This is a genomic window from Aeribacillus sp. FSL M8-0254, from assembly GCF_038008845.1.
Taxonomy (GTDB): Bacteria; Bacillota; Bacilli; order Bacillales; family Aeribacillaceae; genus Aeribacillus; species Aeribacillus composti.
Window position 1 is genome coordinate 3,557,032 of sequence record NZ_JBBOZY010000001.1, and the last position, 26,471, is coordinate 3,583,502.

Annotated in this window: 26 protein-coding genes; 4 read left to right on the forward strand and 22 right to left on the reverse strand. The window is 41.8% G+C overall.

The genetic code is table 11. The features are described 5' to 3' along the window. Positions 1-21: 21 nt before the first annotated feature. Positions 22-2,769, forward strand: a complete 2,748-nt coding sequence (locus tag NSQ44_RS17175) for a DEAD/DEAH box helicase (protein WP_340857802.1) — start codon at positions 22-24, stop codon at positions 2,767-2,769. An 822-nt stretch (positions 2,770-3,591) separates the two neighbouring features. Here NSQ44_RS17175 and NSQ44_RS17180 read toward each other — a convergent pair. After that, on the reverse strand, positions 3,592-3,978 hold the full coding sequence (locus tag NSQ44_RS17180) for a single-stranded DNA-binding protein (protein WP_094244693.1): 387 nt from the start codon (positions 3,976-3,978) through the stop codon (positions 3,592-3,594). Positions 3,979-4,125: 147 nt separating this feature from the next. Next, positions 4,126-4,521 carry a hypothetical protein gene (locus NSQ44_RS17185; RefSeq protein WP_066248035.1) on the reverse strand — a complete coding sequence of 132 codons (396 nt, stop codon included), beginning with the start codon at positions 4,519-4,521 and terminating at the stop codon, positions 4,126-4,128. Positions 4,522-4,780: 259 nt separating this feature from the next. On the opposite strand from NSQ44_RS17185, the gene NSQ44_RS17190 reads away from it, so the two are divergent. Continuing rightward, positions 4,781-5,182 carry a helix-turn-helix domain-containing protein gene (locus NSQ44_RS17190; RefSeq protein WP_339210631.1) on the forward strand — a complete coding sequence of 134 codons (402 nt, stop codon included), beginning with the start codon at positions 4,781-4,783 and terminating at the stop codon, positions 5,180-5,182. Positions 5,183-5,255: 73 nt separating this feature from the next. Further along, positions 5,256-5,714: a YwpF-like family protein gene (locus NSQ44_RS17195; protein WP_340857804.1), complete on the forward strand. Its 459-nt coding sequence runs from the start codon at positions 5,256-5,258 to the stop codon at positions 5,712-5,714. A 185-nt stretch (positions 5,715-5,899) separates the two neighbouring features. Here NSQ44_RS17195 and NSQ44_RS17200 read toward each other — a convergent pair whose 3' ends face one another. From NSQ44_RS17200 to NSQ44_RS17255, 12 genes are all read right to left on the reverse strand, one after another. Then, entirely contained in the window at positions 5,900-6,160 is a 261-nt protein-coding gene (locus tag NSQ44_RS17200; protein ID WP_340857806.1) for a hypothetical protein, read from the reverse strand. A 479-nt stretch (positions 6,161-6,639) separates the two neighbouring features. After that, positions 6,640-7,062 carry a 3-hydroxyacyl-ACP dehydratase FabZ gene (gene fabZ, locus NSQ44_RS17205; RefSeq protein ID WP_063388994.1) on the reverse strand — a complete coding sequence of 141 codons (423 nt, stop codon included), beginning with the start codon at positions 7,060-7,062 and terminating at the stop codon, positions 6,640-6,642. 440 nt (positions 7,063-7,502) lie between these two features. Next, positions 7,503-7,769, reverse strand: a complete 267-nt coding sequence (locus NSQ44_RS17210; protein WP_066248025.1) for a DNA-directed RNA polymerase subunit beta — start codon at positions 7,767-7,769, stop codon at positions 7,503-7,505. A gap of 187 nt (positions 7,770-7,956) precedes the next feature. Next, entirely contained in the window at positions 7,957-8,787 is an 831-nt protein-coding gene (locus tag NSQ44_RS17215) for a flagellar hook-basal body protein (RefSeq protein ID WP_094244699.1), read from the reverse strand. Positions 8,788-8,803: 16 nt separating this feature from the next. Further along, positions 8,804-9,622, reverse strand: coding sequence for a flagellar hook-basal body protein (locus tag NSQ44_RS17220; RefSeq protein WP_063388997.1), 819 nt, complete (start codon positions 9,620-9,622; stop codon positions 8,804-8,806). 289 nt (positions 9,623-9,911) lie between these two features. Then, positions 9,912-10,913, reverse strand: a complete 1,002-nt coding sequence (locus NSQ44_RS17225; protein ID WP_063388998.1) for a rod shape-determining protein — start codon at positions 10,911-10,913, stop codon at positions 9,912-9,914. A 144-nt stretch (positions 10,914-11,057) separates the two neighbouring features. Further along, a complete protein-coding gene (gene spoIIID / locus NSQ44_RS17230) occupies positions 11,058-11,333 on the reverse strand; it encodes a sporulation transcriptional regulator SpoIIID (protein WP_063388999.1) in 276 nt (91 codons plus the stop codon). 762 nt (positions 11,334-12,095) lie between these two features. After that, the gene (locus NSQ44_RS17235; protein ID WP_340857807.1) at positions 12,096-13,055 is read right to left on the reverse strand and encodes a 5-oxoprolinase subunit C family protein; all 960 of its coding nucleotides are present in this window, start codon (positions 13,053-13,055) and stop codon (positions 12,096-12,098) included. Further along, entirely contained in the window at positions 13,033-13,821 is a 789-nt protein-coding gene (locus NSQ44_RS17240; RefSeq protein WP_063389002.1) for a LamB/YcsF family protein, read from the reverse strand. Before NSQ44_RS17240 ends, NSQ44_RS17235 begins: the two co-directional genes overlap by 23 nt. Next, a complete protein-coding gene (gene pxpB, locus NSQ44_RS17245) occupies positions 13,818-14,552 on the reverse strand; it encodes a 5-oxoprolinase subunit PxpB (RefSeq protein ID WP_327864006.1) in 735 nt (244 codons plus the stop codon). Before pxpB ends, NSQ44_RS17240 begins: the two co-directional genes overlap by 4 nt. 526 nt (positions 14,553-15,078) lie before the next feature. After that, positions 15,079-15,582 (reverse strand): GNAT family N-acetyltransferase, encoded by a 504-nt coding sequence (locus NSQ44_RS17250; RefSeq protein ID WP_066248016.1) that lies wholly within the window; start codon positions 15,580-15,582, stop codon positions 15,079-15,081. 265 nt (positions 15,583-15,847) lie between these two features. Beyond that, complete coding sequence (locus tag NSQ44_RS17255; RefSeq protein WP_340857809.1) at positions 15,848-16,711, reverse strand: M23 family metallopeptidase; 864 nt, start codon at positions 16,709-16,711, stop codon at positions 15,848-15,850. A 134-nt stretch (positions 16,712-16,845) separates the two neighbouring features. On the opposite strand from NSQ44_RS17255, the gene NSQ44_RS17260 reads away from it, so the two are divergent. Continuing rightward, positions 16,846-17,286 (forward strand): VanZ family protein, encoded by a 441-nt coding sequence (locus NSQ44_RS17260; protein ID WP_340857811.1) that lies wholly within the window; start codon positions 16,846-16,848, stop codon positions 17,284-17,286. A 794-nt stretch (positions 17,287-18,080) separates the two neighbouring features. Here the strand turns inward: NSQ44_RS17260 and spoIID are convergent. From spoIID to atpA, 8 genes are all read right to left on the reverse strand, one after another. After that, positions 18,081-19,100, reverse strand: a complete 1,020-nt coding sequence (gene spoIID, locus NSQ44_RS17265) for a stage II sporulation protein D (RefSeq protein WP_094244707.1) — start codon at positions 19,098-19,100, stop codon at positions 18,081-18,083. Between the two features lie 194 nt (positions 19,101-19,294). Beyond that, a complete protein-coding gene (gene murA / locus NSQ44_RS17270; protein ID WP_311066654.1) occupies positions 19,295-20,608 on the reverse strand; it encodes a UDP-N-acetylglucosamine 1-carboxyvinyltransferase in 1,314 nt (437 codons plus the stop codon). Positions 20,609-20,640: 32 nt separating this feature from the next. After that, the gene (locus tag NSQ44_RS17275; RefSeq protein ID WP_339193580.1) at positions 20,641-21,375 is read right to left on the reverse strand and encodes a YwmB family TATA-box binding protein; all 735 of its coding nucleotides are present in this window, start codon (positions 21,373-21,375) and stop codon (positions 20,641-20,643) included. Between the two features lie 112 nt (positions 21,376-21,487). Next, on the reverse strand, positions 21,488-21,718 hold the full coding sequence (locus NSQ44_RS17280) for a DUF1146 family protein (RefSeq protein ID WP_063389010.1): 231 nt from the start codon (positions 21,716-21,718) through the stop codon (positions 21,488-21,490). Between the two features lie 384 nt (positions 21,719-22,102). After that, on the reverse strand, positions 22,103-22,516 hold the full coding sequence (locus NSQ44_RS17285) for a F0F1 ATP synthase subunit epsilon (RefSeq protein WP_340734327.1): 414 nt from the start codon (positions 22,514-22,516) through the stop codon (positions 22,103-22,105). A 28-nt stretch (positions 22,517-22,544) separates the two neighbouring features. Further along, positions 22,545-23,963 (reverse strand): F0F1 ATP synthase subunit beta, encoded by a 1,419-nt coding sequence (atpD, locus tag NSQ44_RS17290; protein WP_066251292.1) that lies wholly within the window; start codon positions 23,961-23,963, stop codon positions 22,545-22,547. Between the two features lie 36 nt (positions 23,964-23,999). Continuing rightward, positions 24,000-24,857 (reverse strand): ATP synthase F1 subunit gamma, encoded by an 858-nt coding sequence (gene atpG, locus NSQ44_RS17295; protein ID WP_066251293.1) that lies wholly within the window; start codon positions 24,855-24,857, stop codon positions 24,000-24,002. A gap of 90 nt (positions 24,858-24,947) precedes the next feature. Continuing rightward, positions 24,948-26,456: a F0F1 ATP synthase subunit alpha gene (gene atpA, locus NSQ44_RS17300; RefSeq protein WP_063389014.1), complete on the reverse strand. Its 1,509-nt coding sequence runs from the start codon at positions 26,454-26,456 to the stop codon at positions 24,948-24,950. Positions 26,457-26,471: the final 15 nt, after the last annotated feature.

The window sequence follows — 26,471 nt, forward strand, 5'->3', positions numbered from 1 at the left end:
AACAGAAAAGGAAGTGGGGACATGTTCACCACAACTAGTCTTGTGATTTGTGCTGAGAAAATCGGAGATCATCAATACAGCATTTGGTGTACAGATGAAGCTGGCACCTTTCTTTCTCTTAAGGAATGGCAGCAATATGCATTTATTTGGCATACTTCTTCCTTTTATGGCACCGATTTGCGTGTATCAGACAATTGTATTCTGCTTTCGCCATGGCAGGCGGTCGAATTTTTTGCCAAACAACCGGTCAACTCTTTGCTCGATATTTCCTTTTCTAGCGATCTTGCCCAGACATCGCAAACAGCTGAACTGATTTTTCAGCTTGTTCAGACCGGTAACTTCATGCCTGATTACTCATCTTGGCAAAAAGAAAAGCTGGGCTGGAAGCCGAAGGATAACACGGTTAAGGAAATTGATCTTCCATGGTTTTCCGCTGCCGTTTCTGACCTTTTGGAAAGAAGCGCAGGAGCGAAACGCGCTTGGGATCAGCTTGTCCAAGCATATCCTTTGCTCACATCGTTTGAAGGGCATTTTCTTGACGAGCAGGACTGGCTTGAGAAAATAGGCTGGCGATTAAACGATCAGCCGTTTCAAATCGGCTTTCGTTTAAATGAACCTGAACAGGATGGCGGCATTTGGAGACTGGAAATGTTTTTGCGAGACCAAACAGACAAAGATTCTTTTCTTTTATACAAGGGGAAAAGCTCGCTGCCGGCTAAATGGCGGAAATATACGGACACGATTGAGCGTGAACAGCAGCGATTTTCTACAATCGTCCCATGGCTTGCATTTGAAAATGGAGAAGCTCTATTAAACGAACAAGAAGCGTGGCGTTTTTTATTTGAAGCAAGCGAAACATTCATCAATTCAGGCGTCGAGATTCTCCTGCCATCTTGGTGGCAGGCGGTGAAGCAATCTAGTTTGGCATTAAAAGCGCATGTGAAATCCGCTCCAAAAGGAAGATCGTTTGTCGGGATGAATTCCCTCATCGACTTTAATTGGCGGATTGCAACAAACGGCGTGGAGCTGACCGAAGAAGAATTTGAACAACTGGTTGAGCAAAAACGGCGGCTCGTTAACATACGGGGAAAATGGATCATGCTTGATCCGTCAATGATCGAACAGATGAAGAAAATGCTGAAGCGTGCAGAAAAAGAGGGTCTCCACATTTTTGATATATTAGAACAAGAATTTGGACGAAATCACGAGGAGGGGGACGAGCCAGAGCGTCCATTTGCTGGGATCGAAATCAAATTGAACAGCACATTGAAAAAAATGGTGAAACAGCTGGGTGAGCTTTCGGAAATTCCTTCGGTAAGCCTGCCGAAACATTTCACCGGCACCCTCCGCCCTTATCAAAAACAAGGCGTGGATTGGCTGCTGTTTTTGCGCCGTTTCGGATTTGGCGCATGTTTAGCAGATGATATGGGGCTCGGGAAAACAGTACAAATGATCGCTTATTTTCAATATGTGAAAGAACGGGAGAAGCCGGAAACGCCCGCACTGATCATCGTGCCGACATCCGTGCTTGGCAACTGGCAAAAAGAAATAGAAAAATTCGCGCCTCAATTAAACGTTTATTTACATTACGGCCAGAATCGGAAAAAAGGCGAAGCGTTTCAAAAAAAGGTTTTGTGCTCCGATATTGTTTTGACGTCATACGGCTTGAGCCACGTAGATTTTGACGAACTTTCTTCTGTTCATTGGTCCAGCCTCTGCATCGATGAAGCGCAAAATATTAAAAACGCCCATACGAAACAATCGCGATCTATCCGGAAATTGAACAGCCATCAGCGCATTGCGCTGACAGGAACGCCGATAGAAAACCGTTTGACGGAGCTTTGGGCCATTTTTGATTTTATCAATAAAGGTCTTTTAGGAAGCCTTCACCAATTTCAGAAGCAATATGTGCTTCCGATCGAAAAAGGGGAAAAACCGGACAAAATTCAAAAACTGCAGAGCATCATCAGGCCGTTTCTGCTTCGAAGAACAAAACGCGATGAGCATGTCGCATTGAATTTACCGGAAAAACAAGAACAAAAGGAGTACGTGCCGCTCACCGTCGAGCAGGCATCATTATATGAACAGCTTGTCAAAGACACATTTGATGAAGTTATGAAAGCGGACGGCTTCGAGCGGAAAGCGCTCATTTTAAAAATGCTGGGCAAGCTGAAACAAATTTGCAATCACCCCGCTCTTTATTTGAAGGAAGAGGCTGTTTCTACTCTTCAAGGCCGGTCTCATAAAATCGATAAGCTGCTTGAATTAGTTGAAGCTATTTTGGATCAAGACGAAAGCTGTTTAATTTTTACACAATACATTCAAATGGGAAAAATGCTGCAAAACTTGCTTGAAAAAACATTTAAAATAGACGTTTTATTTTTGCACGGAGGCTTATCCAAAACAGAAAGGGACAAACTTGTCGAGACGTTTCAAAATGGAGGCAGCCGCTTGTTTATTTTGTCGCTGAAAGCCGGAGGCACAGGATTAAATTTGACAGCCGCCAACCACGTCATCCATTTTGACCGTTGGTGGAACCCGGCCGTTGAAAACCAGGCAACCGACCGCGCCTACCGCATCGGCCAAAAGCGGTTTGTCCACGTGCATAAACTGATTACCACCGGCACAATTGAAGAAAAAATCGACGACATGATCGAGAAAAAACAAGCATTAAACGAAGAGCTGATCCAAAGCGACAACTGGATCACCGAACTTTCCACAGAAGAATTGAAGGACTTAATTGCACTCAGAAATGAAGAAAGACGATAAAGCGTGTCTGCATCGATCGAAAACGACTGAGGAATAAAAAAGAGATAAAGTGTTAAGGTTTTTTTAAATGTAAAGCTTTTTAAAAAGTGACCGTGTCTACTTTAGCGACTTCTTTTGTCAAAGTTTGAAAGCAAAGGGATTATTCCATTCTTAAGCTGTTAAAAAAGGAGGGAATCTTCTTGGCAAAAAAAGATTCTAAAACGGAAACACATGCCCCGGAATGGGAAAAACTTTATGAAGAATTAATAAAAGCTGCAAATAAATAAGAACTCTTTTAACCACTCTTTTTGGGAGTGAGGAGCGGAGTCTATACACCACAAAAAAAGATCTTGGAGTCTTATCAATTTTAATGAGGCTGAGGCAAAGACCGGAAGTTGGAAGCAGTCTCGACGAAACAGCATAAATACATTAAAAGGAAGCCAAGAATGGAGCGGTTGAAGCTTTTATAAAATGAAGCATCATTTTCATCTCTAAAAAATTTGAACAAAATGGATCAAAACGTCATTTCTAAAAAACGGCTCTTGCCTTTCATTAGATAATAATTCCTTTCCTCTCAACAAAACAGCCAGCCTCAAAAAACGGCTGGCCAAAGGTTGAAGGAGCTTTTAGGGGATGCCTTGTGATTTTTTCTTTTCACTGGAAGGAAAAAAAGCGGACGACTTAGCTAACGGAAGTTCATTTTCGATTTGTGTCAAAAGGTGGACTTTCTTCTCATAAGATTGATTTACGTTTCTTCTGCGGAATCAAAAGCAAACTTACTTTACTTCAAACATGCCTTATTTTGCTGAGGACAGAAGGGTTGTTGTTCCTTTAAAGTCAAATTTACTTTGCCTCAGGCTGTTCAGATGCGGATTCCGGATCGAAAAGTTCTCTTGCCCGCATTCTTTGCGGCGGAGTGCCCATAAATCGAACGGAATCCGCAACAACTTCTGTTACGTACACTTTTTTGCCCTCGCTGTTTTCATAGTTGCGCGTTTGAATTCTTCCGATTACGCCAACGATCGATCCTTTCCGGCAGTAATTTGCAGTATTTTCAGCTGTTCGTCTCCAAAGTGTACAATGAACAAAATCTGTGTCGATTTCCCCTGCCGCATTGCGAAAGTTGCGGCTCACAGCCAGCGTAATATTGGCAACAGGAGCCCCTTCACTTGTATAGCGGATTTCAGGATCTTTCGTTAATCGACCGACGAGCGTCACATGGTTGATCACATCATCCCTCCCTTCTCGTAATGTGCACCCTTATTGTAGCTGAAGTTAAAAAAATAGAAAAATGTCTATTTTTAGATTTTTCCGTCTTTAACAACGTTGATTTTCTCATTTTCCTATAGCTATTTTTCGAAAATAAACGACGATTTATTATTTTTCGGGGTTTTTCATATTTTTTGTCGTAATGAAGGAAAAATGATTCGACCCATAGATGTGTATGTTCTGCAAAAGCTTTGAGAAGATTGGAGAAGATTTCATTTCCTCATCTATGATTTCTTCTTCATACCGATGAGTTGTGTGGTTGTATGTAAACAACTGAAGATAAAACTGCTTTTCTTGCATCCCAAACATTACCCGCAATATCGACAATTTATCCTCCATTTGAAAATATACGTCAATGACCGCATCGTTCGGAACTTGAAAATAATGATAACTAAGCTCGTTTTCGGAAAAATCGCCAATTCTCAACATCATGAATTCCTTATTTCTAGTTCTATTTTCATAACCGCGGATGATATGAATTTTTTTGAGTTTATATTTCGTCATCAAATCCCCCCTTAGGCCTTTTTAAAAAAGTATAATCCTTAATGTCAAAATTATCTATATTTACGAAATATTTGTAATATATGCATTTTAGTTCATTTTTCCTATAAATTGTCGAAAATTCTCCATATCTCTTGTATTTTCTTCATTTTTCAATTTCGTTCTAATACGGAACGTAGATTTTATTGATCCTATTACGATCTGACGATGCCTTCTTTTTCCTTTACCATATTTTTAATGGTATGGAAAAGTTGGTGGAATCGTGAACGCACAGCAAAAATTTCAAATGAATATGAAATTTTTCCGAAAAGAAAAAGGATGGACTCAGAAACAGCTGGCCGAAAAATTGAATATGACAAGATCAGTAATCAGCAAATTGGAAACTGGAGTGCAGCAGCCTAGTCTGGAGCAGCTTGTTTCGATTAGTGAAGCACTCGAAATCAGCATTGATCATCTAGTTGGTCAAGGCGGTACCCCGAGCATGTTGGCAGAAGTGCTTGAACCGTATCGGTCGGAAAAACATTTGGAGGAAGTAATCGACTTTTTAATAAAGCATCCAAATTTATACGATGCGATTAAAAAATTAGCGCAAACGAATCATAATCAACAGCAATTATCCCAGTATGTTGCTACGATGATTCATGAACTGTTGAAAATAGAGTAAAGGCTGACTTTTGTCAAGCCTTTTTTATTTTATGTTATAATAAAGCATAAACTCTAGTTGGGGGCCTTGAACCATGAAAACCTTTAAGCTTGTCGAATTGAAAGTTGAGAGGAAAGATCAGGAAAACCGCATCGAAAATTTACCTCTTGCTGATGGGCTGATCATTAATAAAGAGGACGGCGAAAATTCGTGGTTAATTGAGGTGCTTCTTTCTAAACAGTTTCGTCCTTATTTTGAACACCATTTGCAAAATAATGATGAACTCAAGCTTTTAGCCACGATTACTAAAAAAAATAACAGACCCGCTCATATCATTGCAAAAATTCGTTCGATCACTATGTTAAAGGATCATATTTCTGTCCTTTTTGACGGCAGAATTTATAATAACCGAACTTCCAAACAGGAAGCAGAAATGGTCCTCAGAGAATTAATTTCAAAAGGTCTATCTGGACAAGAGCTGCTGGAGGCATTTAGTAAAGCAATCAATAAAATCAATGATCCGAAAGCAAAATCCCGATTTAAAAAAAATTGAATAGTCCTCCATGAAAAAGGATAGTCATGCGTATTTTAATGTGAAAGCCAACAAAAATCCTGGCCAGATTTGCCTAGATGAAACCGCAGATGCTCCACATATAATCAATTTTAACTTAAATCAGTTATGAGACACCTCATTTAACTCCTAAAAATAAAATAGAAGGCACGGACGGCCTTCTTTAATTATTGATTTTCTTGTTCCATGTTGTTTTCGTCGTTATTATCGTCGGCAGTATCATCTTGATTGTTATCGGCACCTTCTTCATCATCCGGTGGCAATTCTTCATCTAAAGTATTCCCGTTATTGTCTTCATCTGTTGGACCTAGATTTTCTTCTGTATCGTCATTATTGTCCGGAGGGACCTCATCATTCGTATTGCACCCTGTTACCACCATAAACGCCATTAGCAAGCTAAACAACATGTACATCCATTTCTTTTTCATATGATTGCTCCTTTCCTATTGTTATACGTTCTTAACATGCCCAAGTATTTTTAACACATTCAACAAATTTTTCTAAAATACAGATTAATTTTTCAACCTTCAGTATATGATGACATAGATTGAAGAAAGGATAAGAAGGAATATTCGTAAAAGAACGATTTCGAAAATAAACTTTTGCAATCCAACATTTTCATATCCAAATGTAAGAGAAAACACTTTAGAAGGGCTCATAATCGGGGAAAAACAAACGAAAGCCATATTTTCAACATCAGAAGAAATAAAAAATGAAGATATAGAGATGAATACACCGTACTGGAGCACATCGAAAATTTTGGGAGAGAATACAGAAAGAAGATCTTTTAAGATGCAAGTACATTCAAAACGAGGTCAATACAACAGCCTCCTTGAAAACTTTTGAAAAAAGCGGCTGTCTAATTTGCCTTTTTAATAAAAAACAGATGCCATTATAAGGCACCCGTTTATTTCACAGCAAATGTTAATTCAGCTTCACAAGCGATTTCGTCATCAACTTTTGCAATTCCTTTTGCTTTTCCGATCGGACCCCGCTGTACAATAATTTCCACTTCCAGTTTTAGTTGATCACCGGGGCGTACTTGTCTTTTAAAACGGCATTTATCAATGCCAGCAAAAAGAGGGAGCTTCCCTTTATATTCTTCTTTTTTCATCATGGCAACTCCGCCTACTTGAGCCAGTGCTTCAACGATCAAAACGCCTGGCATAACCGGATAATCCGGATAATGTCCGTTAAAAAACGGTTCGTTAATTGTGACATTTTTGATGCCGACCGCCCGCTTGCCTTCCTCTAATTCAACAACTCGATCCACTAGCAAAAACGGATATCGATGTGGTATGATCTCTTTTATTTGCTGAATATCCAACATGAAGATGCCTCCTTAAGGAGTGAACTACCCACCACCTACGCTTCGCTTAGAGGTTGGGGCTTCAAGCGACTTGTGTGTGTTCGCTGAACGGTAAGCCACACACAAGAACCCTTTACGCTTCCCTTCGCTCCGAAGGTGTCCGTTCTAGCCATATTCTATCATATTCGTTGGCTAAAGCCAATCGAAATTCATCTCCCACCTACTCATTGGGCTACGCCCTACACATTCCTTGAGGATGGGAGACTTCTTTCGGAAATCCGTTAAAACGATAGTCTGTTTCCGCAGCTTTTTATGGCTCTAATAAACGAATTATGCCCCATTTTTTCGTCTCCCGATCTCCGGCATCTGAGCAATGCATCAACTCGTTTCTTAGAACCAGTCTTGCAGAAGATCTTAACAAGGAGGAAAATTCCCCCAGTCTTTCATCAAGTATATTAGAATTACGCGTCCTTTTCAACAAGATCTATGATGTGCTGCCATGTAGACGGTTTAAGTGCATCTAATGGACGTCCGTCCCCCAACACTCCATATCCGATCATCGCACCGATTGCCATGCTGATGACCATTCCAAAAACAAGTAAAATGAGACGAAGCCAAATTGGAATAAGCCGGACTCGTGTGCGCGTTTTTCTCTTGACTCCGTCCTCTTTTTTCGCTTTTTTCCGTTCTTCCCTTGTTAAAATATCAACTTTTTCCTGAGCAGCCATCATAAAAACTCCCTTAAAAAATTAACAAGTTTTAAAAAGCTGCTACAGCAGCTTCTTTTAAGGTCAAAGATCAAAAAGACCTATTTCTATATTCACGCCAACACCCGTTTAAGGCTAAAGGTAAAACTTGTTAAATTGCATTTTTGCCGATTTTCAACTGTTCAACACAATTGCAGAAATCGCCCTATTACCTCACCGTGTTGATTAGTCCAAGCATTTGATCGCCGATCGTGATTGACCGAGCATTTAGTTGGTAGGAGCGTTGTGCGATCATTAAGTCTGTAATTTCTTGAGTCAGGTCGACATTTGAGCTTTCCAGAGCCCCTTGCCGCATGCCGATTTCCGTCCGCAAATCCCCTTCCAAATTCGTCAGCACATCTGTGATGGGCACGTTTCCTAATTGCTGTAAGCCGTATATATTATTGCCGAGTGAAATCATCATGCTCGGACGATCTACTCTGACAACTCCAAGATTAACCGTTTGCGGCAGTTCTTCTTCATTCCGTGACGCTGCTGTAAGTGTCCCGTTTGCAGAAATGACAATATCGTGAATATCTCCGTCCAAGTAAATCGGGTTTTGATTTTCATCAAGCACTCGGTAGCCGTCTTTCGTCACAAGCATAAGGCGGTTCGTACCATCGTTTGCAGGAGATAAATAAAGAGCACCGTCTCTTGTATACCGGACCTCGCCGTCTACTTCCACTTGTAAAAACTGATCCTTGTGTAAAAGCGCAACATCTAGCTCTCTGCCTGTCGTTTTAATAGCGCCTTGATGAAAGACAAGCTGTTTATCCAGTCTGGCGCCGACGCCAAGACGAAGGCCGTAATCAGTCAATCTGCCTGTTTCTTTTTGAAGATCCGGCTGATTGTTCAGCTCTTGTCTCATCAATTCGTGAAAGGTTGTGCTCGTTTTTTTATAACCGTTTGTATCGATATTCGCTAAGTTATGACCGATTGCATCCAATTGCTGCTGTAACTGATTCATCGTATTAGTCGCTGTAATCATTGAGCGGAGCATTTACAACACCTCTTTGTCAGCCGATGCGGCCGATTTCATTGACTGCTTTGTCCATACTTCTGTCATATGCTTGCAGCACCTTCTGATTTGCTTCAAAAGAACGATAGGCTGTCAGCATATCCGTATAAGCCCTTGCAACATCAACGTTGGAACGTTCAATATATCCTTGGCGCAGCACATATTGCACATTGCCGTTTCCAATTGCACTTGGCAGCTCTGTTCCGTCAGCCGTTCGAAACAAGCCATTCCCTTCATTGACAAGATTGCGGACATCATCTTCAAACCGAATGTCGATCGTTTGACCTGTGTATTGCCCGTTTTCCAGAACTTCTCCTTCAGGCGTAATAGTAAAATCGTTTCCTTCAATAATAATCGGCGTTCCGGCTACAGACAGGACAGGGTTTCCTGCCATTGTCAGGCGGCCTTGCTCATCAATCGTAAAGTGGCCGTTTCTCGTATATTTCACTTCACCATTTCCCGTTTCAACAGCAAAAAAGAGAGTGCCTTTTAAATTCGTTTCTTCATGAATTGGAACCGCTTCTTCCACTAAAGCTACATCAGTCGGCAAATCAGTTGCACGGATATCCCCTTGGGTAAATAGTGGAATCAATTCTTGCATATAAACGCCTGTATTGACAGATCCAACTTCCGAAATATTTGTCACACCGTTTTTTGTTTCAATTCTTGACAAAAGCATTTCCGGAAAAGCCCGTATTGCAGCCCGGTCAGATTTATATCCCGGCGTGTTAGCGTTGGCTATATTGTTTGAAAGCATTTCCGCATGGCGCTGCTGTGTGAGCATTCCTGCTGCAGCTGTATAGAATCCTCGAAGCATGATTTTTCACCCCATCCAACAAATCCGACATGTTCTCCTAATTTTATATTATAAAGGACTTTTCGATGATTCTCATTACAATTTTTTTATTATCTTATAGGTAAAAGATCACAATTTTCTGATAGGTCTTTTATCTTCCGTCTCCTTTCCAAACTGTTCATAAAGAAAAATATCATTTGGATGTTGGGAGCTGAATGGGTATGTAAAAGCAAGAATTGGTCTTTCAGATTTAATAGTAAAAAAATCGGCGTAAAAGCCGATTTCTAAAAAACTTATTGCTACGATTTTGTTATATAAACTTTCTTTTTGGCAGTTTGTCCATGTTTTCAAGCATGATTCCTGTTCCGACAGCAACGCAGTGCAGCGGATCATCCGCTATGGTAACCGGAACCTTCAGCTCTTCAGACAAGAGCAGATCAAGCCCATGCAGGAGTGCTCCGCCGCCTGTTAAAATAACACCGCGGTCAATGATGTCTGCAGACAGCTCAGGAGGTGTGCGCTCCAACACATTTTTAGCTGCTTGAATAATGGCTTCGACAGGTTCTTTTAATGCTTGCTCGATTTCTTTCGACCTAATAGTGATCGTCCGAGGCAGTCCTGTGACCATATCACGACCCCGAATATCGATTTCTTCGTCGCGTGCACCTGGAAATACTGTTGCCGCTTTCACTTTAATATCTTCTGCAGTTCGTTCACCGATCAGAAGCTTATACTCCCGTTTAATATAATTTAAAATTTCAAGATCAAATTTGTCTCCAGCCACTTTCAAGGACGAGGCGGTAACGATATCACCCATGGATAGTACAGCTATGTCCGTCGTCCCGCCGCCAATATCCACCACCATGTTTCCACTCGGCTGGAAAATCTCCATCCCAGCGCCAATTGCAGCTACTTTTGGTTCTTCCTCTAAAAAGACTTGCTTGCCGCCGCATTTTTCAGCTGCCTCTCGGATCGCTTTCCGCTCCACTGAAGTAATGTTTGTCGGGCAGCAAATTAAAATCCGCGGCTTTGATATAATGCCTTTGACATTTAACTTATTCAAAAAATGTTTGAGCATTGTTTCTGTAATATCAAAATCTGCGATGACACCATCCTTCAGCGGGCGTATGGCAACAATATTGCCAGGTGTACGGCCAACCATACGTCTCGCTTCCTCGCCAACCGCTAACACCTTTCCGTTGTTGCGGTCAAGTGCCACAACAGAAGGCTCATTTAACACAATGCCTCTGCCCTTTACATGAATCAGCACATTTGCTGTTCCTAGGTCGATTCCTACATCTTTTGAAAACATATTACTATGATCCTCCCTTGCCAATCATCATCTCTCCAACTAATATCCTAATTTCTTATTGTATCATATAATTGCATAAAAAGTATGATTTTGTAAAAAAAGACAAGATTTTCGGAGAGTTTTGTCGGTTGGCGTCGAGAATCATCATCGTTTTATCGGTTCTTTTTGCTGTTCTTCTTTTTTATATTTTAATTTTGTTGCTTCTCCGCCACGAAGATGGCGAATCGATTTATGATAATCTAGTATTTTCTTTACTTCGTTTGCTAAATCAGGATTTATCTCCGGCAGCCTTTCCGTTAAATCTTTATGGACGGTACTCTTGGAAACGCCAAACTCTTTCGCGATGACACGAACAGTTTTTTTCGTCTCCACGATATACTTTCCAATCTTGATTGTGCGTTCTTTGATGTAATCGTGCACACCACTCGACCTCCCTAATGTGGATGTGAGAAGTGTGAAATGAGATTCGCATGCACAGTGTATACAGCTATATACATGATGTAGAATCTAAAGTTGCCATTTTTGCTGTATTGATCATCTATCTCCACGATCCCTCACCTCAAACACTCTCTTGTTAGGTTTGTAACATTTTATTAGCTTGGGTGAAGATATATTCTTGAAAAGTCAAGAAGGACAAGGGATTTATGAAAATTTATTTTCCACTTAAAGTCGAGGGCATGTTTCGACACTTTTCATTGATTAGTTTTTCGACGATATACGCCAATCATTTTCCGGGAAATATGTATAATTCCAGTGAAAAAAAAACGGGGCTGTCCAGAAAGTCAAAATCCATTGAAAACGAAACATCATAAGCATTGATATATCAACGTTTCTAAAACATTAAAGGGGCGTCTATAAGCCGGAAAATCGACTTATTAGACAGCCCCGTCGAAAAATAGGAAATGGTTCTATAATCTATAAAGCAAAGTATCGATTCTTATGGCAAAACAGGAAAAACTTTATCTTAGCTCCTTTGGTAATATGGAAAGGTTCTCCCTTGCTTGTTAAGTTCCGAAATTATCTGGCTTTCTCAAGCTTTTATTAGTGCAAAATACCAAAACACATTAAATTGTTCCCGTTTTGTTCATTCTTATCGGGCCGCATTCTATAAGATTCCGCGCAATCATCACACATTTCATATTTAACGCTGTGATGCAGTACGTTCTCTTTCCAAACTTCTGTTTATTCATCGTATATGCCAGCTCCGACTGAAATTTGGCGTATGATGCGCATCTGCTCAAAATAAAGCTTTTGAGCCTCTTGAACGGAAACCGGCTGAAAGCGAATCTTTGCCCCTGGCACTGCTTGAGCAACGTACATCAAATCCACTGTAATAACTGTTCCGATTCTCGTATATCCGCCCGTTGTTTGCCGATCAGCCATTAAAATGATCGGCTGTCCGTCAGCAGGTATTTGAATTCCGCCAAGGGGAGCTGCTTCCGACAAAATGTCGGCAGGCTTTCTATGAGAAATTTTCGGCCCTTTCAGCCGATAGCCCATTCTGTCCGATTGCGGTGTGACTTCATATACAGAAGAAAAAAAAGTGTCGATTCCTTCTTTTGTAAACGCTTCTTCATGTGGACCCGGGACAATGCGAATGGTCATGTGCTTTTCGTATTTCGGGATAAGGGAAGGGGATAACATTCGGCCAATCGTACTTGTTTTTACAGCATCCGAACCCATGATTACATCCCCTTTTTGAAGGGCTCTTCCATTTAATCCTCCTATTCCCGCTTTTAAGTACGTTGATTTACTCCCCATGACCTTAGGGACGTTAATTCCGCCTGCGATTGCGATATAGGCTCTCGCTCCGCTTTTCAAGCCGGTAAAAGAAAGCTGATCTCCCTTTTTCAGCAGCACGCTTTTCCATAACGGAGCGTCTTTCCCATTGATTTTTGCCGCTAGATCGCCTCCGCATATCGCAATCACAATATCACGGACGGCCCTTAAGGAAGGACCTGCGATTGTTACCTCCAGCACCGCTTCATCTTTTCGGTTGCCGACTAAAAGATTTGCGATTTGCATGGAAAACGAATCCATAGCGCCGGCAACAACAACTCCGTATTGCTGATAGCCCGTTCTTCCTAAATCTTGAACAGTCGTTAACAAACCAGGCTTTTCAACTAACAATATTTCTTTCATCTTTTTTCGCTCCCGGATTGACAATACGAATATTTTCTTCTTCCAGTTTGCTTTTTAAAGCTTCAGCGAATGCTAATGCCTTCGGACCGTCGCCATGGATGCAGATTGTATCAGCTTGAATGGGGATGTCATGCCCGTTTATTGCCGCTACTTTTCCCTCCTTCACCATACGGAGAACTCTTTCTACCGCTTCCTCTGGATCGTGTATGATTGCATTTTTTTCTGATCTTGAAGTTAATGTTCCGTCAGGCTGATACGTTCTGTCGGCAAAGACTTCATGCGCGACCGTAAGTCCGATCTTTTCCCCCGCACGGCAAAGGACGCCTCCTGAGAGTCCATATAGGATAAGCGACTCGTCAACATCTTTTACTGCTTGAGCAATCGCCTCCGCTAACGCCTTGTCTTTTTCAGCCATATTGTATAGAGCGCCGTGGGGCTTCACATGGTTCAGCTTCATCCCTTTTGATGCCGCCACAGCCTGCAAAGCTCCAATTTGATAAACGACCATATTGTAGACTTCCTCAGGAGATACTTTCAATTCCCTTCGTCCGAATCCGGCTAAATCGTTCAACCCTGGATGAGCGCCTATCGCCACATCAAACTTTTTCGCAAGCTCTACAGTCCGCATCATGACATTATGGTCGCCGGCATGAAATCCACAAGCAATGTTGGCTGAAGAAATACAGCGAAGCAGCTCTTCATCATTTCCAATTTTAAAATGGCCGAAGCTTTCCCCTAAATCGCTGTTTAAGTCAACAGATATCATGTTTCTGCCGCCTCCTTTTTATATTTGGCCACTTTATATGAACCCTTTAGCACCTGCTGTTCAATTTTTTCATATTCTCTTTCCGTAATGGGGACAAATCGGATGTAATCACCGGCTTTTAGCAATATTGGATCTTGTTTCTGCGGATCATACAATTTGACAGGCGTTCTCCCGATGATTTGCCAGCCTCCCGGTGTTTCCAAAGGATAAATCCCTGTTTGCTCCCCGGCAATTCCAATTGAACCGGCAGGAATTCTAGATCTGGGTGTCTTTTTCCTCGGCGCCGCAATCCTTTTGTCCATCCCGCCTAAATATGGAAACCCTGGAACAAACCCAATCATATAAATCAAATAATCGGAGGATGAATGAATCTTCACTACTTCTTCTACCGACAATCCATTCGTTTCAGCAACAAACTGAATATCTGGTCCTGCCTCCTTGCCATATAATGTCGGGATTTCAATGACTATTGGATCCGGCACTGGCATGCTTTCTATCTTTTCTCCAATTTTTAAAAGCTTTTGAGAAAGTTCATCGTACGAAATAATATTTGGTCGATAAAAAACAGCAAGGGTGGTGTAAGCAGGAACCCATTCGACTATTCCTTCAATGCAGCTTTGTTCCAGCCAATATACATATTGGCGGATTTGTTGATAAATTGCTTCGGAAATCTCCGTGCCGAATTGAATGATGATTCCTGTATCACCAAGCGGTTGAATCGAAAATTCCACCGTTTCCACCCTCCTTTTGAAAAAGTGCTTTTACGCAGCAAGATACTTACTTTTGCTGCTTCTGTGTAAAGCTTGTCAATCCGGCCAAAACGGCTGCTGCGGATGTTTTTTCAGCACTGGTGGATTGCTGCTGTTAAGCAAGTTTTCCAGTCCACATAAATCGTTAATCGAAGCGTTCGTATCAAAAAGAAATCGACATAAAAAAGCCCCTATCACTCAATGGAAGCAAACATTTATTTAATACTCTGGTACGCAATTAAAATATACATACTCGCAGATGGCAGATCTGATTGAATTTCTTTCGCTGCACAAACTGCCAGAAAACAGGATCGCCCATAATCATGCAGCGAACAATTTTCCGCAGGAAAACTCAACATCAGTCTATAGATTCAAACAAATTTAAACAGTCGAACAATCATGTTGTAAAAAAGGATTGCAGTTTGGCTAAAAAGACGCTTTTTTCTCAACTGGCGAATGAAAAAGAAGCTAAAATACTATATTGCGAGCGGAGACACTGTTAATACGTTCAATCGGCTACACGTTTCCCCACTATCACTAAATCTCGCTCAACACCGTCCAGTACCGCCACACGGGGAAAGTGCCCCCAATCGCGGAAGCCATTTTTGTAAAACAGCTTTAAGCTCGGGATGTTGTGCTTGAAAATAAAGCCAAGCAAATTTTTTATTTGGAGGCTTGGAGCCTTTTCTATAGCGGTCTTCAAGGCAAAATCGCCGATTTGTTTTCCCCGGTACTGTTCATCAATGTAAATGCTAATTTCCGCAGTTCCGTTATAAGCAGGCCTTCCATAAAAGGATTGAAAGCTGAGCCAGCCAGCAACGCTTCCATCCTGCTCGATCATCCACAACGGCCTCGTTTTTGGATTGTGCTCATGAAACCACTGTATACGGTCTTCCACTGAAATAGGTTCAGTATCAGCTGTCACCATCCGGCTTGGGATCGTTGAATTGTAGATCGAGACGATTTTAGGCAAGTCATGTATCGTTGCATCTCGAAAGCGAATATTTTCCACGTGCTTCTTCCTTTCTCTTGCTTAGATTGATTTTATTATATATGGAATAAAGTGAATTTTCGATCGCTTCACATTATGTTTTTAAAAAATGTTTCGGCAAGCCTGCTTTCTCGCTTGCACCTCACCGTACGTTGTTTCTTGTACCGTTTATGAAAAATTTTTCGGTCTGTTCTTTATGAAAATTTCAGCGGCCTATGCTCATTAAATTTTTACCAGATATGATTTAGACAAAAAAAACCTACTCGTTTGAGTAGGATTGTATTAGTTAAGGTTTAGTTGTAGAATTATCAGATTTTTCTTGTTCTGAATTTTCTTTTGACTGAGATTGTTCTTCATCAGGCTGAGTTTCATCTGATGGGGCTGTTTCGTCTGAAGTAGCTTCCTCTCCATCTTTATTATTTTCTTTTTGTGCTGCCCCGTCAGAAGGCTCTTCAACAGATTTTTCAGTTAAACTTGTTAACGGCTCGTCCATGTAGTTTAATGGATTGTAGGCTTTACCGTCTTTGCGGATTTCAAAATGAACATGGACGCCAGCGTCTTTATTGAATTGGTTTTTCCCAGCTTGTCCGATAATTTCTCCTTGTTTAACTTTGTCGCCGGCCTGTACTTTCGTATCGGCAAGCGATTGGTAAATGGTTTTTACACCGTTTTCATGTTCAATTTCTACGACATATCCTAAAAGGGAATCTTTTTCAGCTTTTGCAACCGTTCCGCTTAAAGATGCAGTGACTTCAAATGCTTTTCCATCATTTGATGCGATATCGATACCTTGGTTTGGATGGTATGTGTTATTATGGAAGACAAGTGCCGTTTCTTGTTCTTTTTCTGAAGCATTAAAGTCATAAAAGTTTGTTACTACTTTCACAGCATCAGGATCGATGGCCGGCATTTTGAAGTTTTCGACGGATTGATTTACTTCCACCGATTGATCTTCATTATAGGAAACGTCTGTACCATCGTCCGTTGATAAATCGTTTGCATCATTGTTGCGGATTGCTTGATACCATAAAACGGCTGTTAAAATAACGGCTGCACTGACTAAATAAATAGCAGGAAAAACCCATTTTTTTCTGAAAAACTGTTGGAACTTCGAGCCTTGAGAAGTACGTTTCTTTTCTTCCTCTCTCATTGTTCATCACCTCAGCAACCATTGTGAACAAGTTTGAGAGAATCTATACATCAAAATAAAATTTTTTCTTTTATTTTTTGCTATTTGTTTTTTTCTATGCATATTGTTGAAAAATATTTGAAGGAGTTTGGATCATGAAGAAGTTTGCAGTATATGTAATCAGTATTTTACCGATTATATATATGGCGGTCATTTGGATCTTATCTAGCTATCCAGCTGACACTTTCGTCAAAACGCCGTTTTCGTTCGACCATTTATTGAAAGAGTCGCTTCATCTCATTGAGTTCGGAATTCTTTATTGGCTTTTCATTTTCGCCTTCGCTGTCCATGAAAAGCTTACAGAAAAATTAAGTTTCGCCTCAGCGATGATCGCTGTTTTTTACGGGCTGTGTGATGAAATTCATCAATATTTCGTTCCTTCAAGATCTGCGACAATCATTGATCTTATTAAGGATACAATCGGTGTTTTCGCATCCTACTATATCGTCAAAATCTTTTATTTCCAAAAAGACGAATCGAAGCTAAAAACGTTTTTTTGCAAATTAGCAGCATTAAAAAGATCCCAGCGCTTTTAAGGCTGGGATCTAAAAAAGAATTTATCGAGTCGATCAATATTTCATTTAGTTCGAAATGAAGTTGGCAGCTTAATGGCACTATCAGCGGTAGCCTTAAAGAAATCGAGTAGGAGGGGGTGACTAACCCCCGACCTCTCACACCACCGTACGTACGGTTCCGTATACGGCGGTTCAATTAAGATGATTGACGCAAGTCTTTATAACTTCCGTGAATAGCTGTTCTCTTTATGCCAGTGGTCACTCCACCCTCCAAGAGGTCTCCCACGGGATTCACCGCTTCCTCCCTCAAGTGAGGTACTACGTTTCCTGTGTTCATCATGACTCACTGAATGCCAAGGGCTATTCTCTCTTAATTGTTCGGTCCTTCTTAGTTGTTCTAGACCAACTAATACTATGACCTCTGCTGACTTCTGACGGTTCAGCTATCTATCACTAGATAGGTTACCAAGGTTACTTGGCGTGCCAGCCAGACCTCCCCGGGTAAGAGTGTAATCTTTCCTTCCATCCATCTGCTTCATTTACTCTGTATCACCTTCGGCAGAAAGGGCTTTGTTTTGTTGTGCAAACTCACCCAGTGATACCTAGCCTCATATGAAGTTCGTGTTCCGAGAGACCTTAAAGTTTGCCGCTCGCTTCCTTCAGATTCCGCGTCGCCACGGACACCCTTGCGTTAAGCTAACTGCTACTTCTGCCTTCGCAGCTCGGGACTTTCACCCTATAGATTACACCCATGCCGGGCGCACACAAATGTGAGAAAACCGATTACCGATTTTCTCACAAAACGCACCGATTTTTTATTTTTTCGCCATATATTTTGATAAAAACGGGTTGGCTTGCGAAATTTCAATTCCCTGGTAATAATAAGAGACAATCTCTTTATAATTTTTCCCTTCCTGCGCCATAAAATTGGCACCGTACTGACTCATGCCGACTCCGTGTCCGTATCCTTTTGTCGTAACAATAATTTGGTCGCCTTTCAATGTCCACGAAAAATCCGTTGACCTTAGACCTAGCTTTTCTCTTATTTCTCTTCCAGTAAACTTTTTCCCGTTAATTTCGACTAGAGCGACCCTGTGTCCTGGCGTCCTTTCGATAATTTTTCCAATTGAATTGCCTTTCCCTATTTTAATCCCTAATTTTTGTTCAAACTCTTGAACGGTGAATACCTCCCTGGCGAGAAATTTTTCCGATTTCTCATCCCAAGGGCTTTCCACGCTTTTTAAATAAGGAAGGGCGTTCGGCCAAATGGCCTCCGAATTTTCCGTATATCCATTGCTCGTTGAAAAAAAAGAAGCATCAATCGGCTTGTCGTCATACGTTAAAATTTGGCCTCTTGTTTCGGCAACAGCTTCTTTAATCTTTTTTATTTTCCAATCAAAATCTTTTTTCCAAATTCTCCTTAATTCTTCTTCATTTTTATAAACTTGATGGAGCTCAGTATCCGTGACTACCGCTCCTTCGGGAGAGCCGACATTTTGGCCCGTAAACAGCTCTTTCACAATGTATGTTCTAGCAGCTAAAGCTTGAGCCTTTAACGCTTCTTTTTCAAATTCTGCGGGCATCTCGGCGGCGACAACACCGACCACATATTCTTCAAGCGGAACTTCATCAATTTTTTTTTCTTGGGAACGATAAATTGGTACAGAAACTTTTGATTCCTTTTGTAGCACATCCGTTGTTTTCTTCTCGGCTAGTTCCTCGCCAAGCGTAGCTTTCGTCTTCTCGGCAAACGGGGCTACCAGCAAACTTGGCACCATCAAAATAATGAAAAATATTGCTGCAAAAAAAAGAAAGAACGGTTTCACTCGTTTCATATTACAGCCCCCATTTCTTTTATCGCTGACTTCAGTAAAGTTTATGGGGAAGGACAACCTTTTATGACTGAAATCGGAGATGCTGTTTGCAGGGGGGAGTTTTATGTATAAAACGAAAAAATATGAAAAAAATAAGCGGGTAATACGAAAAAGAAGCTAGCATCTCCTAAAAGAGGCTAGCTTCTTTTGTGAAATTATACATTTAAATTCGTTGCAACGGCTTGTTGTTCAATTGCCGGGATGTCTGCTTCATCATTGACACGTTCAATATCTGCGCCAAGTTCTTTTAACTTCTCATGAAAACGGACGTAGCCGCGATCTAAATGCTTCAGCTCCGTAACCCGTGTATACCCTTCTGCAGCAAGCCCAGCTAAAATTAATGCAGCTGCCGCTCTTAAATCGGTTGCCGTTACTTCTGCACCTTGAAGCTTTACAGGACCGTTGATGATACAAGAGCGGCCTTCGATTTTAATATCTCCGTTCATACGACGAAATTCTTCTACGTGCATAAAGCGGTTTTCAAATACCGTTTCGGTAATTACGCTAGTTCCGTTTGCCTGAAGCAGCAGGGCCATCATCTGAGACTGCATGTCAGTAGGAAAACCTGGATGCGGCATTGTTTTAATATCCACTGCCTTCAATGTTTCCGGACCAATGACACGAATGCCTTCTTCTTCCTCGATAATGGTTACGCCCATTTCTTCCATTTTCGCAATTAATGATGTCAAATGCTCCGGAACTGCTCCTTTTACAAGGACATTCCCTTTCGTAATGGCAGCAGCAACCATAAATGTTCCTGCTTCAATACGATCTGGAATAATTAAATGCTTTGCACCGTGCAAGGAATCTACACCTTCAATTCTGATAGTACCAGTGCCTGCGCCGCGGACATTTCCGCCCATTTTGTTTATAAAATTCGCAAGATCGACAATTTCAGGCTCCTTTGCACAGTTTTCGATTACAGTTGTTCCTTCTGCAAGTGCGGCTGCCATCATAATGTTTTCTGTTGCGCCGACACTTGGGAAATCCAAATAAATTTTGGCTCCGCGAAGTCTGCCATTCACTTCTGCATCAATAAAGCCGTTGCCGACTTTTATCGTTGCACCCATCGCTTCGAAGCCTTTCAAGTGCTGATCAATCGGACGGGATCCGATGGCACATCCTCCCGGCAAAGCAACACGTGCACGGCCTTTGCGGGCAAGAAGAGGTCCCATAACAAGCACAGATGCACGCATTTTTCTAACATATTCAAATGACGCTTCCGTTAAAAGCTCTCCGCATGCATCGACAACTACTTGATTACCATCAAAACGAACCTCTGCTCCGAGATAGCGGAGAACTTCGTTTATCGTGTAAACATCGGAGAGCTTAGGAACATCACAAATTTCACTCTTTCCTTCACTAGCTAATAAAGATGCAGCGATGACAGGTAAAACGGCATTTTTGGCTCCTTCGATCTTTACTGTACCGTTTAACTTTCGACCGCCGCGGACGATGATTTTTTCCAAGGTATTCCCCTCCGCGTCCCATTTTCTCTATATTAATATTCAGTTGTAATAATAGGTGTTCCTACTGTTACAGTAGTTCTTTCGCCCATTCCTGCACTTCTGAGCGAAATTTGAATGTTCATCTTTCCATTTTTCGTTTTAATAGAATGATCCCAATCGTTTGTAAAACCGGATATGGAAACGAAGCGTTGCTCGTTTAAGCTTTCCACCGGTTTTGCATGAAACCTTTTTAAAAGGTTATTTGCCTCAAAAAACAAAACACCTTTCATCTTATCATCTGTATAGCCTTTGACACAAGTGAAAAATGTAGGATTTCCTGGAATTTTGTCGAAAATGTGACGGTTAAAATAGCGCTCCAGCTTCATCCATGCACGGCCATTCCAACGTTTCCCTGTTGCTTCATATATAACTTGAATTTTCGGGCTTGCTTTTGCATGAGGTTTAATAATTTGCAATGTTTCAGTGATCTGCTTATCGCTGTTGTAATAAGTGCCGGTCCACTTTTCAAAATTACCGTTTTCCAAGTAAGACCAATTAAATTGACGAAACTGTGTGTAGATTCGTTTCACTTTTTTGCTATTTTGGGGAAAAGAAAATTTTGCAAAAATTGACCATTCTGCCACATCTATGTTTTGTTGCTGAAATTGCTCCACGATTTCCTCTACATGAATATCGTGTCTTTCAGCATTCGTTCGTTCTGTGTGCCAAGCTGACAAAAGAAAACCGAATAAAAATATGAAAATAAAGACAAAATATAAATTTTTCACCGCCATCACCCTTTCCTTATTAAAAGTGTTGCCGGAAAGGGTTTTGGCATACGTGGAAAAAGTCGTCAAGATTAGACAACAGCCTTTATGTATTCATTGTCCCTCGACATGTTTAAAAAAGATATTGCAGCTGCTGTGACCAAAAAAAATAGTTCAAGAAAAAATTGCTCACTGATGACGCAATGGCGATGGTCAATAAAATGAGCAAAAGCCTTGTCTCGACAACTCTTCCTTTACGAATGATTTTTTCAATTTGAAGAGCCTGTAAAGCCCGCCAAGTTAGAAAAATAAATACTAAATTTACTATGATGCTAATGAGCGCCTGCTGGCCTAGCCCCGTCACATTACTCCTCCTTCCGAAATCTTCCTTTCTTGTTTCACAAACCCACTTTATTATATAAAAATCTTGCCTATTCATGCACACTTTTTATTTGATTTTGTGAAAAACAATGGTTAGGCAGTTTTTTCATGTTGTTATTTCTTATAAATGAAGCATTCATTGATGTGGAATGTAGATAGGAGGTCAATTCGTTATTTTTTGATTTGCAGTTTTAGAGTTGAATGATGCGATTACATGTTGTCCATTTTTTGCTGTCAATAAAAGTAAGTTGCCGATTTTTTGCATCCAGGCTAGAGCCAACATTGCAAAATAGCCATGATCATGATTTCTTAGTTTTTTCAAAAAAGACGGCCCGAACGGAAATGCCGGGACGTCTTAAATGAGAAATTAAAATTTCTTTTTCGCCACGTTAATACGATTGATAGCACGTTGCAGCGCCAGTTCAGCGCGTTTAAAATCTATGTCTTCCTGCCCTTGGCCTTTGCGCTGCAAGCGTTCCTCAGCACGTTTCTTTGCAGCTTCCGCGCGGGCAACATCGATATCTTCAGCTCTTTCAGCTGCTTGTGCCAAGATCGTGACTTTATCAGGGCGAACTTCCAAAAAACCTCCGCTGACAGCCACGAGTTCTGTATTATTTCCTTTTTTCAGCCGAACTGCGCCAATTGCAAGCGGCGCAACCATTGGAATATGACCAGGCAAAATTCCAAGCTCGCCGCTTTGAGCTTTGGCGCTGACCAATTCTATATCCGCATCATAAACTGGGCCATCGGGAGTGACGACACTGACTTGTACGGTCTTCATATTCAGTTCCTCCTAGGGTCCCAAAATATTATACTTCAACGCCCATTTGCTTCGCTCTTTCAAGGACATCTTCAATTGTGCCCACTAAGCGGAACGCATCTTCAGGAATGTGGTCGTACTTACCTTCAAGAATTTCTTTAAATCCACGTACAGTCTCTTTTACAGGCACATATGAACCAGGCTGCCCTGTAAACTGCTCAGCAACGTGGAAGTTTTGTGATAAGAAGAATTGGATTCTTCTAGCACGATGTACAACAAGCTTATCTTCATCTGAAAGCTCGTCCATACCAAGGATTGCAATAATATCTTGCAACTCTCTATATCTTTGCAATGTTGCCTGAACTTGGCGGGCAACGTTGTAATGCTCTTCACCGACGATTTCCGGAGCCAATGCACGTGACGTTGAAGCAAGTGGATCCACCGCTGGATAAATACCCATCTCTGACAGCTTACGGTCAAGGTTTGTTGTCGCATCTAAGTGTGCGAATGTTGTAGCCGGAGCAGGGTCTGTATAGTCGTCAGCAGGCACGTAAATCGCCTGAATCGATGTAACAGAACCTACGTTTGTTGATGTAATCCGCTCCTGCAATTGTCCCATTTCTGTCGCAAGCGTCGGTTGGTATCCAACAGCAGAAGGCATACGTCCAAGCAACGCAGATACTTCGGAACCAGCTTGTGTAAAGCGGAAGATGTTGTCGATGAAGAAGAGAACGTCTTGCCCTTGTTCATCACGGAAATATTCAGCCATTGTCAAACCTGTTAATGCAACGCGCATACGCGCTCCAGGCGGCTCGTTCATTTGTCCGAACACCATTGCTGTTTTGCTGATAACGCCGGAGTCTTTCATTTCAAAGTATAGGTCGTTTCCTTCACGAGTACGCTCCCCAACTCCAGCAAATACGGAAATACCGCCGTGCTCTTGTGCAATGTTATTGATCAGCTCTTGGATTAAAACCGTTTTTCCAACTCCTGCACCGCCGAACAAGCCGATTTTTCCACCTTTAATATATGGAGCAAGCAAGTCAACAACTTTGATTCCTGTTTCCAAAATTTCAACTTGTGTTGACAGCTGTTCAAATTTCGGAGCAGGCTTATGAATTGGATCCCGGCGCGCTTCCGCTGGAATCGGGTCTCCAAGGTCAATATGTTCCCCTAACACATTGAATACCCGTCCTAATGTGACATCTCCAACTGGCACGGAGATTGGAGCGCCTAAGTCTTCGACTTCCATTCCGCGCGTTACGCCGTCCGTTGAAGCCATAGCGATTGTCCGAACGGTGTCATCCCCTAAATGAAGCGCTACTTCCAACGTTAAATCAATGTCTACCTCGTTTTCATTGCGCGCTTTATGTGAAATTTTTAGGGCGTTATAAATTTCCGGCAAATGTCCGCTTTCAAACTTTACGTCCACTACCGGACCCATTACTTGAACTACGCGTCCTTTCATGTTCCTGTTTCCCTCCTAACGTACTGTTTCAGTGATCTATTCAAGCGCTGATGCCCCGCCAACAATTTCTGTAATTTCTTGCGTAATCGCTGCCTGACGAGCTCTGTTGTAGGAAAGAGTCAGCGTATTGATCAGTTCTTTTGCGTTGTCTGTTGCATTCTTCATTGCCGTCATTCTCGCAGCATGTTCGCTTGCTTTGCTGTCAAGCAAGGCGCCGTAAATTAAACTTTCAGCATATTGCGGCAAAAGCACTGCCAAAATGTCTTCCTGAGACGGTTCGAATTCATAAGACGTCATTTTTTTATTCGCAGCGATGTCCGAAAGCGGCAGCAGCTTTTTCTCCGTTACTTCCTGCTGGATGGCGCTGACATAATGGTTGTAGAACATATAAATTTCATCTACTTTTCCATCCTCGAACAGCTTGACTGTATTGGAAGCAATTTCTTTAATATCCGAAAAGCTTATATCATCGCCTAATCCGACAATTTCTTCAACGACAGGCATACCGCGTTTTTTGAAAAAATCGCGGCCGACCTTTCCGATGGCAATCACGGCGTATTCATCCGTCGAACGATGCCGTTCTTGAATCGTTTGATAAACGGCGCGCAGCACGTTGCTGTTAAACGCACCGGCAAGCCCGCGATCTGATGTAATGACAACGTATCCTGTCTTTTTGACCGGACGCTTTTCAAGCATCGGGTGGCTTACGTCCGTACTCCCAAGGGCGATGTTTGCCACAACTTCTTGAATTTTCTCCATGTAAGGCACAAATGACTTGGCGCTGGTTTCCGCCCGATTCAGCTTCGAAGCTGAAACCATCTCCATCGCCTTTGTAATTTGGCTTGTCTTCTTCGTCGAATTGATGCGTGTTTTAATATCGCGCAACGATGCCAAAGGTTCTCACCACCTTTTTGAAAAATAGCCGATCATGTTTTGAAAACGGCTGTGAAAAGAATCCCCGTATTTTCACAGCCTTATCGTTCTTTATTCAGAAACTGCAAAAGTTTTTTTGAATCCTTTGATGGCTTTTTCCATTTTCTCGTCTTCAGGCAGATTTCCTGTCGAACGGATTTCTTCAAGAAGCTCTTTTTCATTTTGATCTAAATAAGCATAAAATTCTTCTTCAAAGCGGCGAATATCCTCAACAGGAATATCATCTAAAAATCCTTTTGTTAAGGTGTAAAGGATCATGACTTGTTTTTCAACTGGGATCGGCTTGTTGATGCCTTGCTTCAATACTTCAACTGTACGCATACCGCGGTTTAACTTCGCCTGAGTTGCTTTATCTAGATCTGAACCGAATTGAGCGAATGCTTCAAGCTCTCTGTATGCCGCAAGGTCTAACCGAAGCGTACCCGAAACTTTTTTCATCGCTTTGATTTGCGCTGCACCGCCGACGCGGGAAACGGACAATCCGGCGTTTACCGCAGGGCGCACACCTGAGAAGAATAGGTCAGATTGCAAGAAAATTTGTCCGTCTGTAATGGAAATTACGTTCGTAGGAATGTAAGCTGAGATGTCGCCAGCCTGCGTTTCAACAAATGGTAATGCCGTCAAAGATCCGCCGCCTTTTGCATCGCTAAGTTTTGCTGCACGTTCCAATAGACGGGAGTGCAAGTAAAAGACATCCCCAGGGAACGCTTCACGTCCAGGTGGACGGCGTAGTAATAGAGAAAGCTCACGGTAAGCGGCAGCTTGCTTTGAAAGATCATCATATACGATAAGGACGTGTTTTCCTTGGTACATAAAATATTCGCCCATAGATACACCGGCATATGGGGCCAAATAAAGCAATGGAGCCGGTTGAGACGCAGATGCCGTTACAACGATCGTATAATCTAATGCACCGTGTTTACGGAGTGTTTCAACAACATTTCGAACTGTTGATTCTTTTTGTCCGATCGCAACATAGATACAAATCATGTTTTCTTCTTTTTGGTTAATGATTGTGTCGATCGCAATTTGCGTTTTACCTGTTTGACGGTCACCGATGATGAGCTCGCGTTGTCCGCGGCCAATTGGGATAAGAGCGTCGATCGCTTTAATACCCGTTTGCAGCGGTTCATGAACAGATTTCCGGTCCATGACGCCTGGGGCAGGGCTTTCAATCGGACGTGTTTTGGTTGTTTCAATCGGGCCTAACCCGTCCACTGGTTGTCCAAGCGGATTTACAACGCGGCCGATCAGCTCTTCTCCAACAGGAACTTCCATAATCCGTCCTGTTCTTCTCACTTCATCGCCTTCACGAATGTCTTTAAAAGGGCCTAAAATAACAATACCGACGTTATTTTCTTCAAGGTTTTGGGCTAATCCCATAACGCCGTTTGAAAATTCGACAAGCTCACCGGCCATGACATTGTCGAGGCCATGAGCACGTGCGATCCCGTCACCTACTTGAATAACTGTGCCGACATCGCTAACTTCTATTTCAGACTGATAGTTTTCAATTTGCTTTTTTATCAGTGCACTAATTTCTTCAGCTTTGATGCTCATGAGTTTCACCCCTAT

Bases quoted from the DNA above. Each gene is read 5' to 3' on its own strand.
- NSQ44_RS17195 (WP_340857804.1), top strand. From the start codon at position 5,256: ATGAAAACCTTTAAGCTTGTCGAATTGAAAGTTGAGAGGAAAGATCAG.
- NSQ44_RS17175 (WP_340857802.1), top strand. From the start codon at position 22: ATGTTCACCACAACTAGTCTTGTGATTTGTGCTGAGAAAATCGGAGAT.
- NSQ44_RS17255 (WP_340857809.1), bottom strand. From the start codon at position 16,711: ATGAGAGAGGAAGAAAAGAAACGTACTTCTCAAGGCTCGAAGTTCCAA.
- NSQ44_RS17220 (WP_063388997.1), bottom strand. From the start codon at position 9,622: ATGCTTCGAGGATTCTATACAGCTGCAGCAGGAATGCTCACACAGCAG.
- NSQ44_RS17200 (WP_340857806.1), bottom strand. From the start codon at position 6,160: ATGAAAAAGAAATGGATGTACATGTTGTTTAGCTTGCTAATGGCGTTT.
- NSQ44_RS17235 (WP_340857807.1), bottom strand. From the start codon at position 13,055: ATGAAAGAAATATTGTTAGTTGAAAAGCCTGGTTTGTTAACGACTGTT.
- spoIID (WP_094244707.1), bottom strand. From the start codon at position 19,100: ATGAAACGAGTGAAACCGTTCTTTCTTTTTTTTGCAGCAATATTTTTC.
- atpD (WP_066251292.1), bottom strand. From the start codon at position 23,963: ATGAAAGGACGCGTAGTTCAAGTAATGGGTCCGGTAGTGGACGTAAAG.
- NSQ44_RS17225 (WP_063388998.1), bottom strand. From the start codon at position 10,913: ATGTTTTCAAAAGATGTAGGAATCGACCTAGGAACAGCAAATGTGCTG.
- NSQ44_RS17215 (WP_094244699.1), bottom strand. From the start codon at position 8,787: ATGCTCCGCTCAATGATTACAGCGACTAATACGATGAATCAGTTACAG.
- fabZ (WP_063388994.1), bottom strand. From the start codon at position 7,062: ATGTTGGATATTCAGCAAATAAAAGAGATCATACCACATCGATATCCG.
- NSQ44_RS17210 (WP_066248025.1), bottom strand. From the start codon at position 7,769: ATGGCTGCTCAGGAAAAAGTTGATATTTTAACAAGGGAAGAACGGAAA.
- NSQ44_RS17240 (WP_063389002.1), bottom strand. From the start codon at position 13,821: ATGATATCTGTTGACTTAAACAGCGATTTAGGGGAAAGCTTCGGCCAT.
- NSQ44_RS17185 (WP_066248035.1), bottom strand. From the start codon at position 4,521: ATGACGAAATATAAACTCAAAAAAATTCATATCATCCGCGGTTATGAA.
- atpA (WP_063389014.1), bottom strand. From the start codon at position 26,456: ATGAGCATCAAAGCTGAAGAAATTAGTGCACTGATAAAAAAGCAAATT.
- NSQ44_RS17260 (WP_340857811.1), top strand. From the start codon at position 16,846: ATGAAGAAGTTTGCAGTATATGTAATCAGTATTTTACCGATTATATAT.
- NSQ44_RS17285 (WP_340734327.1), bottom strand. From the start codon at position 22,516: ATGAAGACCGTACAAGTCAGTGTCGTCACTCCCGATGGCCCAGTTTAT.